This window comes from Aquimarina latercula DSM 2041 (assembly GCF_000430645.1).
Taxonomy (GTDB): Bacteria; Bacteroidota; Bacteroidia; order Flavobacteriales; family Flavobacteriaceae; genus Aquimarina; species Aquimarina latercula.
Map to the genome: position 1 here is coordinate 1,121,782 of NZ_KE387185.1, position 15,612 is coordinate 1,137,393.

A 15,612-nucleotide genomic window follows, 5' to 3' on the forward strand; every position below is an offset into this window, starting at 1 on the left:
TTAAGTTTTAGCAGGGGGAATACCCCTTTTTGCTATAGTTAAACACAATAATAACAGTAAGTTTGCATTATAAATATCCCCAGTTATAGGTAACAAATAACCAAATCAATACACTAATAAATAGAACCCAAAATAAATACAGCATATGGCCCTACAAACTACTACTCAAATATTCATATCCGGAACACCTATTCAGTCCTATGTAAGCCTAAAACTAGTACAAGAAATTGATGCACATCATGATTTAGAATTAGTATGTAGAACCGATGTGGTTGAAAAACTATCCGAAGAATTAATTGGGGACAGTAAAGAGTATCTGGGAGGAGTTATTACCATGAAGATAAGCTCTACTTCTGATTTCGGGATCTACAAAGAACTAGAATTTAAAGGGGTGGTAACCAAAGTTGTTGGAACAAAAGGCTTTCATCAATCTAGTGGTGATCTGGTAACCTTAGAGGCTAAAAGTACTTCTATCTTGTCTGATGATGGAGGACATTATGCATCATTTAATGATATAAGTCTTTCGGAAATTTTAGAGCAAACCTTTCAGGAATATGATAAAGGAAAATTAGAAACAAATTTTTCTCCAGTATCTTCTGATACTATCCACTATTCAGTACAACATAATCAAAGTGCCTTTAGTTATGCAAGTAGATTGGCAGCCTATCATAATGAGTGGTTTTATTATGATGGGAAAAAACTTATTTTTGGTAGTCCAAGCGATGAGGAAACAGAGCTTTCGTATGGTGTAGATTTACAAAAATTCTCTTTGGAGTTGAGTTCTATTGCCAATTCCTTTGATTATTTCACAAACGATTACCTTATGGATGAAGTTCATCAAAAAAGTAGTACACAAGTAGCGATTCCATCAGAAGGATATCACGGTTTTACAGATAAAATATCAAAAGAATTATTTAGCAAACAAACACAAGTATATCATAATCTCTATAATGATGCATCTATAAAACCAAGATTAGATACCCAAGTGGAGCAATACACAAAGGCACGCGCTATGCAGCAGGTCATTGCCAAAGGTTCTTCTGATAATCCAGGGGTTAATCTTGGGGAAGTAATCAAAATCAAAGGACACGGTACCTTTAGAATTATAAAAATTACCCACACCAATATTGAAGGAGGCTCTTATAAAAACACTTTTGAAGCTGTAGATGCCAATTTTATTGCGTATCCTAAAATGGATATCAACAGATATCCAAAAAGTGACGTACAGATTGCCACGGTTATGGAAAACAATGATCCAGAGGGATTAAGTAGAATTAAAGTACAGTTCCCTTGGCAAAAACCATTGGGAGCAACAACGCCTTGGTTGCGTATGATGACACCCCACGCAGGATCAGATAAAGGATTTCATTTTATACCAGAAATTGATGAAGAAGTAATTGTGAATTTTGAAGGAGGAAATGCAGAACGACCTTTTGTATTGGGTGCTTTATATCACGGTACAGCCAAACCCGATAGTTGGCAATCAGACAACAATGATATTAAAGCCATTAAAACCAGAACAGGTCATTTAATCGAATTAAATGATACTGAAGGATCAGAAAGCATTAAGATTACGGATAAAAACGATAACATCGTTCATATAGATACAGTAAACAATAATATAACAGTAACCGCCTTAGAAAAAATGACTTTCAATGCTACTAATTTTGAATTGAATGTTAAGGAGAATGCAATCTTTAATATTGGCAAAAACACGGAGATACACACGGGTGAGAATCTTGATGTTTCATCTAAAAACGCCAATGAAATTATAGAAAGTGAAAAACATATTCAGATTGGTGGATCCTTAACTCAATTATCAGCGGAAACTGAAATACAAAGCGATGGCGATCTTAAAATATCTGGTGGAGGAACGGCTTCGTTTAATGGAGGAAGCGATGTTAAAATAAGCAAAGGATAAACCCATATGTCTCGCAGGTTGTTTGATTTCAACATAAAAGAATGGGAAGGTTCATTTCCAGAAGAAGGTAATTCTCGTTTTATCTTTTCAGCTGCTATTGATAGAGAAGGTAGTTCAGGTTCAGGTAAAAATATGAAACGAGAATTCACCGTTTTTTGCGAGCCTAATGATGATAATGGATTCTCCCGCACAGTTAAGATAAAAACAATTTCTTCTGAGATTAAATTGAATTCAGGATCTTCGGCTGTCAATGAATTATTAAATCAATTATCCTCTCTATACAATACTTGTACTTTACAGGTAAAATATGATGGTACTGTTATAGGGGTAACTAATTATTTGCAAATCCAAAGCGACTGGAAAAAAATAAAGCAGCATATTGAACAAGATTATAAAGGTAGTCATATTAGAATGTTTACGCGATCTATCGATAGTAGATTAGAAACTGAACAAAAAATAATTTCTGACATTTCTAGTTTTGAAAACTTTGGATTATTATTTCATTCTATTTATGGAAAATATGATAGTTTGTCTCCTGTCGTTAAAGAATTTCGGCATATGGGAATGAAAAAGGTGTATCCGATTCGGGAAAGTATCAAGGTGTCAGCATTAAACGATACCAATGTTGTTCTTTCCATAGAAATTGATACGCAATCTTCTGAACATATAGCATACTCAGGAAGCTATCAGATAAATAGTACTAATCAATGGATAGAAAAAGCATCAGTAGAAACTAAAGACAGTTATGATGGAGTAGAAATTCGGAATGAATTTCATTTACAGCAAAAGGTATAATTATGGCAGAAAAATATGTAATTGACGGAGCTAAGATTAAATGCTCATTGTGTACCAAACCAGAGGGAAAACTAGTGGTTACCTCTAATCAAATTAAGTTACAGGATAAGCTATGGGCTACTGAAGCGGATAAGGGAAAACCAAACCTAATGTTCCAAGGTAACTGCACAAAATTCAGTAACAATCCTCCTCCTTGTGCAGGAGTAATCGCACCGGTTCAATGGCAAAATACTGCTATAGGAATTACCATTGATGGAAAAAAAGCATTACTGGAAAGTTCTACAATAATGTGCGCTACAGGTGGGATACCTATTACCATAGAAGATCCTGCGCAAAAAGATACACCAACAAATATTCCACCACTCGCTCCTCTAGAAGAAGCAAAATTAGTCGTTGGAGTACATGGTCCTTTTATTGTTGAAGAAAATAAAGAAGGAGAATGAGTAAAGAAGTGATAATTGGTAAAGAGTACGTTTTTAGTGTTGCTGAGTTTAATAAAGACTTAAGTAATGCAGATAAAGAAAAAGTAGAATGGGCTTGGAAAAAAGAAGGAGGAGAAATACAGTACTTCGAAAAGCAAGGATATATAGATGATCAGGGTAATGTTTCAAAAAAAATATCATTTGACAAGAACCTAGCTGGAGAAAAGGTGTATGTCATGCCTTTTTTAGAAGAGCCTGATCCATCAGTTAGTGTCATAATTCAAGTACTTACACCGGTTTTAGCAAAAGAAATTCTTCTCATTACAGGAACAGAAAAAGAATCCGAAACATTTGGTAACAAACTAATGTTTATGGCGCAAACCGTTAGAGAAGTAAAGGTAAATTATCCAGATCAAAAATACCTTACCGTTTTGTATTATCCTGACGATTACTCTAGTGAACAAATTGGTGCATTTAAAGAAGCAATTTTAAATTTTAATGATAAGACTGATATTATAGAAATTGACACCCGTCAGAAAATGATTGATTATATCAATACCAAAACTATTGATGCGAGTATAAATGATAGGGAACTTCCTAATGACGATAATGATATTGTACAGATAGGGACACTTAAAATTTTCTCTCATGGTATGCCAAGTCGCTTTACTTTTGGATTAGGTTGGCCAATAGTACCCGTGGAAATAAATAATGTAGACCAAGAGTTTAACAAAACCCATGTTCCTCTATTACAAAAAGAAGCTTTTGCTGCTGATGCGGAGTTATATTCTTTTGCTTGTCGATCTGGAAATAATAGTACAGCAAGATCGTTTGTTGGTCCTGGCTATAATGTGGAGTACTATCCTATAAATCCAAGATCCTTAATTACTACAACCAAGTTTTTTGAAACAAGAGCTGAAGCGCAACGTTTCTACGATGATAAGAACTCTGGTCTCATTGCCAAAGCCATAAGAATTGAAGAAGTACCTACACCTTTTGAACAAGCAAAACCTCAAGAAAGTCTTGCACAAGACATTGCGAATCATTTGGATATTAAAGTATATACCTACCTTGTACGATCAAATTATGCAGATACCTGGAAAGATAATGGCGATGAAATTTATAAAGCTCAATATGAATATTATGAAGACGAAGATGCTCATAATCCACTAAATCCAAAAGATTGGGTTAGGGCTTATAGATCATCAGGAGGCTGGGATGAAGTGATATGGAATCCCCAAGGAGCTTATGGCCCGGTAAAGGCAGGATACACTCCTGATGGTTTACCAAGAAATTTATATTTGTTTACTAAAGATGCAGAACCTGTAGCACAATGAAAAAAAAGATAAAAATAATAGGGCTAATAACCGGAATTTTCGCTGTTGTACTTTGGCTTTTGTCTTCACTTTTTACAGAGATGACTTTTAATCCGGAATTTGAGATTCATAAAGATGAACACTTAGCATATCAAAATGTACAAGCTTCTGATTGCAATGCTACACAGCAGCAAAGTAAGGATCTTACTATTAAGTTCTCCTATACATACCCTCTTGTTAACTTTAGTGGTAAATTAGAAATCATTGACAAAAAAGATACGATAAGCAACCCAGAGGGAAAGCTTTTGTTTTCTGGCAAGTATAAAAACAAGATTATTCTTAAAAACCTATGTTATACCGATAAGGATCAAGCTAGTTTGTATAAGAATCTAGAGTTTAGGTTTAGTGATGAAGATGCAGCATATTGGTTTTATGCTGATACAGGTAAAAAAGGATACCCCTTTCTAAAGCAAGATAAGGTAACTATAAAAATCGATTGGTTTTCTATAGCCGAAAGTAAGCCATATCAAATAATACCCTTAGAATGAAGTATAAAATACTAATAGTATTTGGGGTTTTAGTTTTGATATTTCTAGGTATTAAGATGGTCAAAAAAGTGAACTTTAACACCAAGTATCAAGTGGGACAAGTGATCGATAGTCTCAATCATGTAAAGGTGTATTATAATGGAGGAGTATCACATACTGAAGGAAGAAACCTTGCTCCAGATGGATATAACTTAGGGATTAACTACCAATGTGTTGAGTTTGTGAAAAGATATTATTATGAACACTTAGATCATAAAATGCCAGATACCTATGGTAATGCAAAAGACTTTTTTAATACTGCATTAAAAAACGGTGCTTTAAACAAGCAAAGGGATTTATTGCAATATCATAATGGAGCTTCTGTAGAACCAAAGGTTAATGACATTGTTGTTTTTAGTAGAAGTTTCTGGAATTCATATGGACATGTAACGATCATTGCAGAAGTAACTAAAGATAGCGTTACCATAATCCAACAAAATCCGGGACCTTTTGGAGAAAGCAGAGAGCGATTAGGATTAAAATATGAAGAAAAAAAATACTATATTGATAATGATCGTGTTTTAGGATGGTTGACGTTAGATAGATAGCAAATAGAATGTTAAAAAATGTAACAAAGGAATGAGTCAAGAAGCGGAAAAAATAAGCAATTACGAAAGTGAAGCCGTCCAGAAAAATAAGGCTGTGATGAAATCTAAATTTGCGGAGCGATATCAACGTATGCAAGACAGAAAAAATGATCGTGGCGTAGCTCCTAACTTTAATACGTTTGTTACCAATGCTGTTGATAAGCCTGGATTAAAATCAAAAGAAAAAATAGTAGTTGCTAGCGTTACAGGACCAAAAGAAATTAAAGCAGGAGAAATTGCCACCTATTCCATAGCAACATATGATGGAGGGACTCCCGATGAAGCCTATAAAAAGAAAATTCGATGGAGTGTTTATATTGATGGTAAAAAAGAAAACCGCATCCGGATACTTGGTATAGATAAAACTGATAAAGAAGAAAGAACTATTGATATCTATAACGGCAACAAGAAAAATAAAGAATTTATTTTATACTCTAAGATTACTCCCACAGAGGATAAGCTTGAAATTAAATTTTCTAAATGGTTAGACGGTAAAAAAGTCAAAGTTGAAGCACATATTGGAATGAATTCATTTCATAAACCTTGTCAGGTAGATACTGCTGTCATTGCCAAACCAGAAGTATTATCCATCAATTGGGTAAATGCCAAAGAACAAAAGATAAAGTACACGGGCTACGATCAAGATGTCTTTTTACAAGTTGAGACGTTAGGGTTAGATGGTAAAGACCTTAATCTTGATGTTTTAGACTATGATAAAGGAGGCGAAGATGATAAACTGGATTGGGGAGCTAATAGTATCAAAATTACTGGTCGTAAGACGTTAAAACAGTTTCCTGTAAAAAAGAAAACGGAGTATGGACTACAACAAAAAGATGAAAATAAACCCGGATTGGATTTATATGTGGTGGTTAATAGTGGTGAACCCATAGAAAACTGTAAAGACAAATACGCTACCTATCTTGATCTTAATCCAGATGAAAAGATCATTACTGCATACTTTGCTGAAGAACGGAAGAAGGAAGTGCAAAAGGGAGAGGAAAAGCCTAAACCAAAACCTAAAAAAGAAACACCTAAAGAACCAACGGAATATACCGTAGTAAAAGGAGATGATTTAGCTAAAATTGCTAAAAAAACGAGAGTACCCTATACTCAAATTATGAAAGCCAATCCGGATACTGTATGGACAAAGCTTATTCCTAAAAAAACAATACTTACTATACCAGTAAAAAAAGAAGAGGAGAAACCAAAGGGAAAAGAAAAAGACACAAAAACCATCATCTATTACCAAAAAATTGATGCTGCGTATTTAGGCAGTAAAGTTTATCTAACAGCAGAAGCTCAAAATTTAGAAGGTAAAACTGTGACTTTTAAAGTTTTTGAGAAAAAACCTTTATTGATCTCTGAAAAAGATACCCCTATTTCGCTACTAGTTAAAGAATCAGAAAAAACAGAGATAGAAGCTACGGTAAATGATGGAAAAGCTCAAGTAGAAGTAGTTTTACATAGAAAAGAAGATAAAGCCAAAGATGATTGGAAAGAAAAACTAAGTCCACAGGAAAAAGAAGTTGAAAACGCTTATCATGATTGCGAACTAGATCAAAGTGTACATATGACATCTTTTGATTATAGATTAATTACTAATCCAGAGCGATACGAACAAGTTATAGAAAAAATCCCAGCTAAAAGTACGTATCTATGGCTACAAGTAACCTGCGAAGGTGATCAATTAGATTTTGATCAACCTTTCTTAAAAAAGACTGGTGCTTTAGAAGTATCTGTAAATACAGGAGATCATGGAGATTGGCACGAACCTATTCTTAATCCACAAGTACGTGGATGGTATAATAGCCAATCTGAAACCAATAAAGACTCTAAAATATTGGGGTGGAATCCTTATGCATCTATGAAATTACATAAAGATGTAGACCACTTATTAAGTGATGAAGCTAAAAAATACGGAAAACCACAGCGTGGTAGCGGTGAACATAATGGATTAGACATTTATGCACCTGTGGGCACACCAGTATATGCATCTGTAGAAGGTAAAATTACTATGCATCAAATCACAAAATCTTCTTCTGGGTTTAAAATAAAATTAGAAGGACAGTATAAGGAAGAACACATCCGCTTTAATTATATACACCTAATGCAGTTTGAAAAAACTCGTTTTCGTTTTTATAACAAAAAGAAAAAGACTATTCTACCTAATCACGGTTGGTTAAATTATAAAGATTTTCTATCCTCAAAAGAATGGAAAGACCCAGATACAATTATAATAGACCCAATAACAGGTAAACAAGAGGTGTTTAAGATACATTATAGCAATGGTATCTTAAAGATTGATAATAACGAAATTGATGTGGGTTTAATATCTTCTATAACTAATCAATTTGAAGCTGATAATTACGTAAAGGTAAAGAAAGGTCAAATCATTGGGTATACAGGTTCTACAGGAAACTCCTATCAAGGTAAAAAGAGGAATCATTTGCATTATAATACGTATATCAAATGGAAAGGAGTGCAACCCTATGAAAAATTTAAAGATTATATTAATCTCGATATAAGTGGTACTGAAACTAGTAAAAAACAAGATGGTGTAACACCTAGTAGTAAATGGTAATAATTCTTGATATTATGAAATATTATTTAACATATATAGTATTTATTTTTCTTACAAGTAGTTGTAAAACGGACAATAAGCAAACAATAAATAATTTAGCTGATTCTGAAGCAATAGATTCGATTATCCCGCAGACACTAGGGCAACAAAAAGCTAAAACTCTAAGAGAAAAGCTTGTTGGTCAAAGGTGTGATGATGCACATAATTTAGCTAGGTCTGAGGGTTATTATATACCTGGTGGTTTTTTAATTGGAAGTACTTTTAATAATGAACATATTGTAGATGGAAAAACGTTTGGTATTACTAGAATTAGTGGGAAAAAAGGAGAAGAAAAAAACTACAGTACATACCTAATATTAAAACAGTCATATGAAGATAAAAGTTCTCCTTGTAAAATTGTTGATGTATTAGAAGTAGATAAAGAAACTGATATATTTAAGAAGTTTCCTAATAAAGATATTGATATTTTTTCAGATGTTTTAGTGAATAATGAGAGAGCACCAGAGTTACTAGCTTTAGCTGAGTATGAAGAGGCAGGAATAATGACCAAAGTTTATAAGGTATGGCGAGTCAATCGTAAGACAGGCAAGTTTGAAGAAATTAATGATTTATCGAATATTACAGTAATCAATGAAGATTTTTAAAAATCTCTAAATGAAAGGATTCTTTTTACTATTTTTCTAAGTTGTCTATTGTTTTTTATAAGCTGTAAAACTGATAAAACATCAACTAATCCAGAACCAGTTGAAAAAGACACAAAAAGGTTAGAAAAAAAATCCTTTTACAAAAACGGTAAATTAAGAACTCTCGAGGTCTTAAATAAAAGTCAAGTAATTGAAGCCAAGTTATATGATTCTCTCACAGGAAATTTACAAACTATTTTAACCCTTGCTTCTGGTAAATCAGAACTTAATGATTGGTACAAACAACAATCATATTTTAATTATAATAATATCTTACTCCTTAAATACGGAGATTTAGATAATAATGGAATAGCTGAAGATGCCGTTATATTGGTTGGTAATGATGATTCTAATGTAAAGTGTTATGTTTTTATAAAATACAAAGACGCAGGCTTTATCAAAGAGACGGGAAACACGTATATTGCTATCCAAAGTGATTCCATTGATGTTGAATTTATTAAAGAAGGGTTTTCAATTAAAACCACTCATAATCTTGTGCATCAATGGAAACGTTCTGCATTATTCAAACGTAGAGATAAGAAATGGTATCTGGATAAAGATATATTTACCAATAACGAAAACAAAGATTTCACCTTTCTTCCAAAAGAAGAAATAGAATTAGAAAACTTTAATCCAAAGGAAAATCTCCCAGAAGAATTAGGAATACGATTTGATCTTGAAAACGAAGATCGTAATGTAATAGTGATTTCTTCTGTTCAGGAGTTACTAGATAGTATTGATGATCATACCACAATTTATTTAAGACCCGGAGAATAAAATTTATCTACAGTAAATGATTACAGAAGACGCACAGCTGAAGAAGGAATTGTGGATAATCAAATCAGATCTATTGAAGAGCCCAACGATGAAAATAGGAACAGTAATAGTCAACTTTTTATATATGATGTCAATAGCTTATCAATCATGGGCTTGGGCAAAGTGAAAGTTACTACAGATCAAGATCATTCTAGCGTTATTGAATTTAAAAATTGTTATAATATTCTATTAGAAAATATAGAATCTTATCATAATGCAGAAGAATATACTTGCAGTGCACCTGTAATTTCTTTTGCTGAAAGTAAGGGTTCTAAAGTAAATTCTTGCCTTCTAAATGGAAGTGGACAGACAGGTATTGAACTGTAAAATTCAAAAAATATAATAGTGGAAAACACTATAATGACTAATTGCTCTAGAGAAGGTATTTTTCTTAAAAATTCAAACAATTGTTATTTCTATGATTGTAAAGTGGTTGAAAATAACACCGAGTATAATGGAAATATCATTAGCTCTGAACGAAGTGGTAACATTGTTTTTGAAAATTGTTTCTTTAGGGATAATAACTTAAAAAAGGAACAACTCTTAAGGTAGCTAATGATACCTTAATTTTTGATAATTGTGTTTTTGAAAATAATATTTCAGGAGGTTTTTTGGATATCAAAGATAGAGATGATGAATCTCCAAGCAAATTATATATGTTAAGATCAAAATATGCAGATACTGTCAATCATAAGGAGTATATTACCGAAATTCTGGATTCTTTTTCGGTTTCTATATTACAAAATAGTAAAAAAATGAAGATAGTAAATTGAACTTTCATCTATTTAGATTGTAATCCAATTATGCTTTCATTTAATGGAGCAACATAACCTGCTGCAAAAATCCTTTAAAACATTTTTCCTCTAAATCAAAAGAATATCTAAACGTTTGTAAACGGAACGTATCGTTGTGTAAACGTATTCTTTAAAAAACACAAATTCCTTCGCTTCCCTTTATTAGAAGAACTTACCAATTTATACCCCCTATAAATTAACTGCACTAAAACTGTAGTAAAAAAGGGACGTAAAATAATTTTCAGATAAATTCTAGGTAATTATTCACTTGATTTATAGAAAGTAAGTTAACATAAAACAATGGTTGGTAAATGTAACCTAGTTTACGCCTAAACCTGTTTTTAAGAGTTTTTAAGGGGTTTAGTCGCTAAAGCGAAGGTTTGTGTAATCGAGCTTATTTAAAGCGTCTAATTGCTTTAAATTCTTGTTTGAGATTTATTGTAAATCAGATCTATTGAATTTTGCAAAAAGTTAGATTTCTTAGGTGTTGTTTTTATACATAAAAAGTCGCTTTTGCTCGCTTTTAGTTTGTGGGATATTGCAAGTAATTTTCTAGTTTATGATATTACCGTAATGAAACTTTTCCCTATAGGGAAAAGTTGTAGCTCACTCCTATAGGGAAAAGTTGTAACTCACTGCTGTAGGAAATACTTAGTCATTGCTATAGTAAAAAGTTATGTGCCATCCCTATAGGAAATACTTAGTCATTGTTATAGTAAAAAGTTGCGTGTCATTCCTATAGGAAATACTTAGTCATTGTTATAGTAAAAAGTTGCGTGTCATCCCTATAGGAAATACTTGGTCATTGTTATAGTAAAAAGTTACGTGTCATCCCTATAGGAAATACTTGGTCATTGCTATAGTAAAAAGTTGCGTGTCATCCTTATAGGAAATACTTGGTCATTACCATTTGAAAAAAGATAAATTATAATCAATTTGGAAATATTAAAAAGGGGTACGAAGTGTAGCGAAATAATTCTCATAAAACTTTAAAATAATTAAGCGTAAATCGGGGTCTGTATTTATCCAAAATACAAACCTCGATCGGGATGTGTATTCTGTGCTTGATCGGGATGTGTATTTTATAGAAATACTGATCCCAAAAACCGTTAAACATCCAATTTTTATTAACTTTTCCAATTTTAGACTAAATTCTCAATCGGGATGTGTATCCTGAGTTAAAAAACATCGCTGAAAAATAAATTGTAATCGGGATGCATATTTTGTAGAAATACACATCCCGATTGGGGTGTTTATTTTTAATTCAATATAGGTACGCGTAAGGAGATAAATAAAAGCTTCTTACCCTTAAACTTCTGTTTGTTTAATGATCCTTATCCGACTTGATTTTATACCTAACATAAATTAATACATACCCATACAACGCATATTACAAGTATGATAATGTAGCTACACGTATATTAATTTGAATTGACTTAAGTTTTGATAATTTGATTGGTGTGTCCGTAAAGATCAAAACCTCAAAAAAAGGAACTGTGGGATTTGAGGTTATTGAGGTTTTACTCCTTTTGTAGGATCTTACAGCTAAATACTTGAAAGAAATAAGCTTCGTTACACTCAAAACCTCAAAAACCTTAAAAACCTCACTAGTCTATTTTGAGGTTTTTAAGGTTTTCTAAAATTTCTTTATACAAGTTTAACCTTCTTTTTTCAGTCCGTGAAGATACTGCCCGTGACCAATACGCTGTAGATATCCTTTTTCAACAAACTGCTTTATGTAGCGTTCTGAAGTCTTTTCCGGTATTTTAAGCTTATTAGCTATACTCTTGTACTTCTGAGTAGAAAAAGAGGTAGTTAATTCATCTAAAAAACTTTCTTTCAGGTTTTTGATTTTTGGTAATGTTTGTTTCTTTTCTGGTAAGTATCGATATACTATTTGAGTGTGGTTAAGCAAACTTTCCACAATGGTAATAGCGTTTTCCATATCGATATCCTGGCAATGTAAAATATTAGTAAGTGAGTTGTTTTCCAATGATCGAATAATAGTAAAGATCATTGCCATACGATAGCAGATAAGCCCTAATCGAAACAAGGAAGCTTCTAAACCTGTTTTTTGTAAAAACAGGAATTTGTCATATTCTTTGCTAAAGAAAGCATTGAACTGTTCAATTTGGTGCTCTCGTAAATTAATCTTTATTCCACTGCCAAAACCTTCCAGTATTTGGTAATATTTCAAATATTGATCGCCCAGCTCATCAAAGATGCTATCCAGTGATTCCTTGCTGGTATTGGCAAATACATTTTTCCATTGTTTTTGCCGTTGCATTTTGTAAAATATAAACCTACTGAATAGTCCATTTTCTGAATCCGGCATTAAAGACAATACTTGATCTGGTGTGCCAGAAAGTACAGCGGATAACTGAGGACTTTTAATATCTACATATTCACTTGCTGTACGCCTATAGTAACTAATTTCTTCGTGGTGGAAGGCTTTTCTAAATCCATCACTATAATTGCCGTGTTCGCTTTTAAAGGCTTGCGCAAGGGTGTCTCCTTCAGTTTCAAAGATCAGTCCTTTACCATCGTTATTTGCCAATAGTTCAAAAGCTCCTGTTGCACTGTTATTAGCCGGAAGAAACAACATTTGATCTCTGGGCTCTTCCGGTTTTTGAGGTGTACTTCCTTTTTGGGTTTTCTTGAGATCGTAGTATTCGGACAGTTCTACTTCGTATTGCACTTTTTGAGAATTTGTAGCGTCCCTTTTTTGTTTATGAATGGGATACACTAATTTTCTGCAAAGATTGATTCTTCCTTTTCCAGAAGAAGCTGGGGCAGTAACAAATAGGAATAGATTAGGATATACAATATTTTGATCATACATCCCGTATACGTTTGGTAAGCAGCTGCTCATTACTGTTAGGCTTCCCAACAACAATAAATCCCGTTCCTGATCCCTTGCTGCACATTTGGTTACTTCTTCTAAAAATTTGGGCAATAGCTTGTAAACGGACGAAGGTATGACGGGTAAAGAAGGTTCTTGTTCTTGTGTTATTTGCTCTTCTTCCGGTTCTTCCTGCGCTACCGAAGCCCTTTGAGATGTGGCTAATGTATACACCTTTTGTTTGTGTGATGAAGGAGTTACCCCAGCTTCTTTTGCCAAATGAAAAAATGTACCTAAGGTAGCTCCTGAATTTGTACTATCTAAACATTTTTGGTATTGTTTTCTGCAACTTTCTGCATCATACTCTGGATAATTACTACTCACACTATGAAAAAGTGCTTCTCCCATACTTCCAAAAGCATCTGCAAAGGCAAATCCAATTTTAATCCAGTTGTCATAACTTGCAGTAATATCAATTCCCAAAGTTTCTAATTGAGAGACTACTTCTTTTACTTTGTTATAGTCATCATGCGATAGTGGGTTTGTTTGTGTTTTTGATGTATTCGTTTTTTCATCCTGACGATCAGGTGTTTTTTTTAAATATTTTTGTGGATCAAATTTTGGCATCAGCTTTGTATTTTGGATGGATATAAGGATCAGGGTCATATGGTAAAAGACATCCCCTGCTTATGTCACTTCCGGATGCATCCACCTGGATGTTATAGGTTTCCTTTAGATAGTTTATTACTGACCGAAAGTATTCAGTATGTGAAAATTCATCCAATGAGATTTTAATAATCCATTTCAGACCATTTCCCCTGGGGGATATAAATAACAGTTGAGAAGGAAGACAAGGGTCTTTTAGTAGCGTCTTTCTAATATCTGTTAATTCCTGTTTGTTTGGGATTCCATCAATATCGATCGTTAACAGTTTAGAATGTGTACGAAGGCAATTGTTGTTTCGTTTTGTAAACACTCCAGAAAAAGTTACATAGTCAAAATGTTTTTTCTTGTAGTCTTTTTGTTCTTTTTCTGAAGAGAGTTTGCGTAAATGTGCAGTATGATGCTTACGGGAGGTGTTCGTAAGCATCTGGTAGACCTCTAATAAACCAATAGTTTTTGTGGGAGCAAGATTATACAGGTTTTTAGAAAAATAACTAAACCGTGGTTCCCATTCGGTATCTGGTATACCATCCAGAAAATTCTGAATATCTTCTTGTCTAAGTTCATAGGTGGATCGTTTTGTTTCTAAATTCAAGTGCATAATGTCATTGATCTTAATTAACAGTTCTGTTTCAGTGTCTTCTTTAAAATATAGCTGTGCAAAATCAAATACATCGCCGTTGAAATCTTTGTTTTCCAAACCCTGATAAACAGCAGTATTATTTATTACTGTTATTTGTAAGCTTTTTCTATGATGAACAGCAAAAGGATTGTAGGTTGGTTTGCATTTGTTTCCACTTACTCGAAGTACTGTTTCTTTTGGATAATATTGTTGTAAGATATAGGCAAATATCTTTAGCCCGTAATGGGTTTTCTTTAAAATATGTTGTTTGGTAATCATAAGTAACCTTTTAAGTGATCTTAGCTCTTTTTAAAATACATTCAAAAAAGACAATACATACCCGGCACTTGTTTAACAAGAAATAGGAATACGCTCTATTAGAGTGCTTTAGTAAGTTAATAGTGATGGTGATGTGAAATACTACTAGAATTTCTTTAATAGAAATGGTAGTATGCATAGTAGATCAATAACAGCGCAATAGGTAGGCATACATACGCTGTATGTCAAAAAATAGAAGTGTATAAAGATTATACCACTTTTCTCGATCTCCGCTTAATTTTATACATAACTGTAGATTTGTTTACTTTATAGTTTTTCAGTTCATCCGCAGTACATTCCAAATGAGATGCAATCATATCTAGATCCTGAGCAGGGATATCTGCGTGGTCATCTGCCAGTAAATTACAATAGCGATTAAAAGTCCTTGCTGTTTTTTTTAACCCCATGATGATCTTTTCTTTAGTAGCCCTGTATTTTGCTACAGGTAGCTCTGCCAATTTTTCCTTAATACAATACTTATAGTCTTTCATAAGTTTTAATTTTTATATTTATGTAAACCAATTATATTGACAAATAATTTATAGAAAATACAGGGATTCAGAAATTCTGTTATAAAACCATCCCCAATTTGATTATAAAACCTGTATTCCAAACAAAAATTTGTCTTTTTAAGAACATATTTTTCTTCTTGCAAGAAAATTTCT

Annotated in this window: 14 protein-coding genes; 11 read left to right on the top strand and 3 right to left on the bottom strand. The window is 33.0% G+C overall.

Annotated elements, in window-relative coordinates; translation table 11 throughout:
- Positions 1 to 145 precede the first annotated feature (145 nt).
- The 11 genes from H526_RS0122870 to H526_RS32685 are packed head-to-tail and all read left to right on the top strand — an operon-like array spanning position 146 to position 10,260.
- Positions 146 to 1,921, top strand: a complete 1,776-nt coding sequence (locus H526_RS0122870) for a type VI secretion system Vgr family protein (protein WP_025740814.1) — start codon at positions 146 to 148, stop codon at positions 1,919 to 1,921.
- 6 nt (positions 1,922 to 1,927) lie between these two features.
- A complete protein-coding gene (locus H526_RS0122875; protein WP_025740813.1) occupies positions 1,928 to 2,716 on the top strand; it encodes a hypothetical protein in 789 nt (262 codons plus the stop codon).
- A 2-nt stretch (positions 2,717 to 2,718) separates the two neighbouring features.
- Entirely contained in the window at positions 2,719 to 3,159 is a 441-nt protein-coding gene (locus tag H526_RS29895; RefSeq protein ID WP_025740811.1) for a DUF4280 domain-containing protein, read from the top strand.
- A complete protein-coding gene (locus H526_RS0122885) occupies positions 3,156 to 4,475 on the top strand; it encodes a hypothetical protein (protein ID WP_025740810.1) in 1,320 nt (439 codons plus the stop codon). Before H526_RS29895 ends, H526_RS0122885 begins: the two co-directional genes overlap by 4 nt.
- Complete coding sequence (locus H526_RS0122890; RefSeq protein WP_025740808.1) at positions 4,472 to 5,002, top strand: hypothetical protein; 531 nt, start codon at positions 4,472 to 4,474, stop codon at positions 5,000 to 5,002. The genes H526_RS0122885 and H526_RS0122890 overlap by 4 nt, the downstream gene beginning before the upstream one ends.
- The gene (locus tag H526_RS0122895; RefSeq protein ID WP_025740806.1) at positions 4,999 to 5,589 is read left to right on the top strand and encodes a CHAP domain-containing protein; all 591 of its coding nucleotides are present in this window, start codon (positions 4,999 to 5,001) and stop codon (positions 5,587 to 5,589) included. The genes H526_RS0122890 and H526_RS0122895 overlap by 4 nt, the downstream gene beginning before the upstream one ends.
- A gap of 31 nt (positions 5,590 to 5,620) precedes the next feature.
- Positions 5,621 to 8,209 carry a LysM peptidoglycan-binding domain-containing protein gene (locus tag H526_RS0122900; RefSeq protein ID WP_025740805.1) on the top strand — a complete coding sequence of 863 codons (2,589 nt, stop codon included), beginning with the start codon at positions 5,621 to 5,623 and terminating at the stop codon, positions 8,207 to 8,209.
- A gap of 14 nt (positions 8,210 to 8,223) precedes the next feature.
- Positions 8,224 to 8,853, top strand: a complete 630-nt coding sequence (locus H526_RS0122905; RefSeq protein WP_152537362.1) for a hypothetical protein — start codon at positions 8,224 to 8,226, stop codon at positions 8,851 to 8,853.
- A 48-nt stretch (positions 8,854 to 8,901) separates the two neighbouring features.
- Positions 8,902 to 9,669: a hypothetical protein gene (locus tag H526_RS0122910; protein ID WP_025740802.1), complete on the top strand. Its 768-nt coding sequence runs from the start codon at positions 8,902 to 8,904 to the stop codon at positions 9,667 to 9,669.
- A 51-nt stretch (positions 9,670 to 9,720) separates the two neighbouring features.
- Positions 9,721 to 10,035, top strand: a complete 315-nt coding sequence (locus H526_RS0122920) for a hypothetical protein (RefSeq protein ID WP_025740801.1) — start codon at positions 9,721 to 9,723, stop codon at positions 10,033 to 10,035.
- A gap of 12 nt (positions 10,036 to 10,047) precedes the next feature.
- Positions 10,048 to 10,260, top strand: a complete 213-nt coding sequence (locus H526_RS32685; protein WP_394332003.1) for a hypothetical protein — start codon at positions 10,048 to 10,050, stop codon at positions 10,258 to 10,260.
- A 1,899-nt stretch (positions 10,261 to 12,159) separates the two neighbouring features.
- Here the strand turns inward: H526_RS32685 and H526_RS0122930 are convergent.
- From H526_RS0122930 to H526_RS0122940, 3 genes are all read right to left on the bottom strand, one after another.
- A complete protein-coding gene (locus tag H526_RS0122930; RefSeq protein ID WP_025740799.1) occupies positions 12,160 to 13,971 on the bottom strand; it encodes a DUF3987 domain-containing protein in 1,812 nt (603 codons plus the stop codon).
- Positions 13,958 to 14,908 carry a BT4734/BF3469 family protein gene (locus H526_RS31210; RefSeq protein WP_051336292.1) on the bottom strand — a complete coding sequence of 317 codons (951 nt, stop codon included), beginning with the start codon at positions 14,906 to 14,908 and terminating at the stop codon, positions 13,958 to 13,960. Before H526_RS31210 ends, H526_RS0122930 begins: the two co-directional genes overlap by 14 nt.
- Positions 14,909 to 15,156: 248 nt before the next feature.
- On the bottom strand, positions 15,157 to 15,438 hold the full coding sequence (locus H526_RS0122940; RefSeq protein WP_025740796.1) for a hypothetical protein: 282 nt from the start codon (positions 15,436 to 15,438) through the stop codon (positions 15,157 to 15,159).
- Between the last annotated feature and the right edge of the window lie 174 nt (positions 15,439 to 15,612).

Bases quoted from the DNA above. Each gene is read 5' to 3' on its own strand.
- H526_RS0122870 (WP_025740814.1), top strand. From the start codon at position 146: ATGGCCCTACAAACTACTACTCAAATATTCATATCCGGAACACCTATT.
- H526_RS0122875 (WP_025740813.1), top strand. From the start codon at position 1,928: ATGTCTCGCAGGTTGTTTGATTTCAACATAAAAGAATGGGAAGGTTCA.
- H526_RS29895 (WP_025740811.1), top strand. From the start codon at position 2,719: ATGGCAGAAAAATATGTAATTGACGGAGCTAAGATTAAATGCTCATTG.
- H526_RS0122885 (WP_025740810.1), top strand. From the start codon at position 3,156: ATGAGTAAAGAAGTGATAATTGGTAAAGAGTACGTTTTTAGTGTTGCT.
- H526_RS0122890 (WP_025740808.1), top strand. From the start codon at position 4,472: ATGAAAAAAAAGATAAAAATAATAGGGCTAATAACCGGAATTTTCGCT.
- H526_RS0122895 (WP_025740806.1), top strand. From the start codon at position 4,999: ATGAAGTATAAAATACTAATAGTATTTGGGGTTTTAGTTTTGATATTT.
- H526_RS0122900 (WP_025740805.1), top strand. From the start codon at position 5,621: ATGAGTCAAGAAGCGGAAAAAATAAGCAATTACGAAAGTGAAGCCGTC.
- H526_RS0122905 (WP_152537362.1), top strand. From the start codon at position 8,224: ATGAAATATTATTTAACATATATAGTATTTATTTTTCTTACAAGTAGT.
- H526_RS0122930 (WP_025740799.1), bottom strand. From the start codon at position 13,971: ATGCCAAAATTTGATCCACAAAAATATTTAAAAAAAACACCTGATCGT.
- H526_RS31210 (WP_051336292.1), bottom strand. From the start codon at position 14,908: ATGATTACCAAACAACATATTTTAAAGAAAACCCATTACGGGCTAAAG.
- H526_RS0122940 (WP_025740796.1), bottom strand. From the start codon at position 15,438: ATGAAAGACTATAAGTATTGTATTAAGGAAAAATTGGCAGAGCTACCT.